We start from the raw sequence: 2,203 nt of genomic DNA, 5'->3' as shown, positions 1-2,203 counted from the left end.
CACCTCGCTGCCGCTGCCCAGCTGCTCCTGCTCGTGCCCCTTGATGGGCAGGATGTCGTGCACCACCCGCCCGTCCTGCTGCGTGCTCCAGGCGATGGGCTCGCCCAGCAGCGAGCCCAGCAGCACCAGCAGCATGTCCTCGGCGCGGGTGTCGTTCTCCGGCGCGTGCTGCTTCCAGTGCACGGGCGTGGGCCCGATCTTCTCCTCGTCCACGGGCCAGCCGGAGACCACCATCAGCGCGTCGTCGGGCTCGAACAGGCGAAACGCGCGCAGGGCCTTGCGGACGCGCAGGGGCAGGTCGTGCGCGAGCACGTCGGCCTCGTCCAGGAACTCCTGCGACTCGGCGCTCCCGTACCGCGCGGCCAGCGTGCCCAGCAGGGCGTGAATCTCGCCGATCTCCTCCGGGGTCAGCACGATCCTGGACATGGGGCTACCTCTTCAAGGGGTAAAGGGCGTCTGCAGGGGGGCGCTCAGGGCAAACGCGGGAGCGCGGGCCGCGGGACCGTACCTCGTACGGCCGGTCCGCCCGGGCGCGCGGCCCGGCCGCGAGCGGTCGCGCGCCGCCGCTCCCGGTGCGGCGTCACGCCGCGCGGGCCGGGGGAAAGCCGGGGAAAGGGCGGTCAGGACGCCGCGGGACGGGCCTCCGCCAGGCCGTCCGCGCTCTCGCCGGCGGGGTCAAAGCCCAGCACGTCCGTGCAGAACGCCCTCCACGCGGGGCCGGCGTCGGCAAAGAGGACGTGCTCGTCCATGAAGATCCCGTCCGTCACGCCAAAGTCCTCCTGCAGGAACACGACGTCCTCGTCGTCCAGCGCCGTGCGCGGCGTGTGCACCTCGCGTCCGTCCACCTCCGACACCGCGGGCCGCAGCTGCGCCGGGTCCGGGTTCCATCCCGCGAACGCGGCGAGGTCGCGGGCCAGGTACGCCCGGGAGTAGTTGCCCATCTCGGCCATGGTCGTTCCGTCTCCTGCGGGGGGTTTCGGGATGGGGATCACCCGCGGCCGGGGACGGCGGCGGGCGGCCTTTCGCGGGATGCGTGGTGTGCGCGAGCGGGCTCCCGCGAGCAACGCGGGCCGGAGCAAAGCGGGTCGCGGACGGTCCGCGGAACGCGGCCCCGTGCGGAGCGTGGTCGTGGGCGCGGATTCGCGGAGCGCGCGGCGCCGCGCACGGGGGAAGGCCGTGGGAAGTCCCGGAGGAGGGCCATCCGCCGGCGGATGCGGTGCGCGTCAGCTCCGCGCGGGGATCGGGATCACGTCGGCGACGCCGATGTCCACCTCCAGCCCCTGGCCGATGGCCGCGATTCCCACGCGCACGCGCCGCTGGCCCCGCCGCTCCACCACCACGCCCTCCACTCCGTGGAACGGCCCGGCGGTCACGCGCACCCGGCTCCCTTCCACCATCGGCGCGCTCTCCAGGTCCGAGGCGTGACGGCCCAGGGCGTTCGTCACCAGCCGCACGCTCTCGATCTCCGACGCGGGGATGGGCGTGGGGCACCCGCGCGCGCCCACCACGGCGGCCACGCCGCGGGTGGAGAGCACCTGCGCGAGCTGGTGCAGCGTAAAGCGCGCGAAGACGTAGCCGGGGAACAGGGGAAACAGGATGAGCTTGGTGCGATCCTTCCAGCGGCTCTCGCGCAGCGTCGTGGGGAGGTAGCTCTCCACCCGCTGCCGGCACAGGAGCGCCTCCACCGACTTCTCGTGCCGGGAACGCGTGTGGCAGGCGTACCAGTGGGGCTGGTCGAAGCGCGTGTCGGAGGCGCGCGCGACCACTTCGCCGAACCCGTTTCCGAAGGATGGCATGCGTCGGAGGTTCCCCGTTTGAAGGACGCGGACGCGCACCGTCGTTCGCGGCGCGGTGCCCTGGGACCGTGCGGAGGAAGCTTCTTCTCCAGGAAGGTGCCCGTCACGCAAACGCGACGGCCTTAACAGAGCTTTTGTGTACGGAGAGGTCGGCCACGAGGGGGATGCACTCGTAGGGAGGACCCGCGACGGCGTTGGGGATGGAAGCCCCCGCGGTGAGGCATGGCGGGGGAAAAGACCAGCGGATCGGCGAGAGCGCCGGCGTGGGGGTACGGCTCCGCCCTCTGAGTCACACCCTCCCGGGTGCGACTCGCCGCGAAGCACTACACACACATTTTGTGTCTACTAAAGTTGATTCCAGTTTGGCTCGGAATTGGAGAAATGTCAAGTCTGGAAATGGGCGTGGA

At 71.7% G+C, this 2,203-nt stretch carries 2 protein-coding genes and 1 pseudogene; all 3 read right to left on the bottom strand.

Annotation, left to right across the window (positions count from 1 at the left end; genetic code table 11):
- Positions 1 to 426 (bottom strand): annotated as a pseudogene (locus VFZ20_RS03325) (arginine beta-hydroxylase, Fe(II)/alpha-ketoglutarate-dependent); the annotation flags it as partial.
- Between the two features lie 194 nt (positions 427 to 620).
- The gene (locus VFZ20_RS03320) at positions 621 to 950 is read right to left on the bottom strand and encodes a hypothetical protein (RefSeq protein ID WP_329682404.1); all 330 of its coding nucleotides are present in this window, start codon (positions 948 to 950) and stop codon (positions 621 to 623) included.
- Positions 951 to 1,223: 273 nt separating this feature from the next.
- The gene (locus VFZ20_RS03315; protein ID WP_329682403.1) at positions 1,224 to 1,796 is read right to left on the bottom strand and encodes a UpxY family transcription antiterminator; all 573 of its coding nucleotides are present in this window, start codon (positions 1,794 to 1,796) and stop codon (positions 1,224 to 1,226) included.
- Positions 1,797 to 2,203: the final 407 nt, after the last annotated feature.

Origin of the sequence: Longimicrobium sp., assembly GCF_036280135.1 — a bacterium.
Classification (GTDB): domain Bacteria; phylum Gemmatimonadota; class Gemmatimonadetes; order Longimicrobiales; family Longimicrobiaceae; genus Longimicrobium.
The sequence above is the reverse complement of the archived record's forward strand: the minus strand, read 5'-3'. Positions and strand labels throughout refer to the sequence as shown.

What these genes read in the sequence shown, in the direction of transcription:
- VFZ20_RS03320 (WP_329682404.1), bottom strand. Translation starts at nt 950, where the DNA reads ATGGCCGAGATGGGCAACTACTCCCGGGCGTACCTGGCCCGCGACCTC.
- VFZ20_RS03315 (WP_329682403.1), bottom strand. Translation starts at nt 1,796, where the DNA reads ATGCCATCCTTCGGAAACGGGTTCGGCGAAGTGGTCGCGCGCGCCTCC.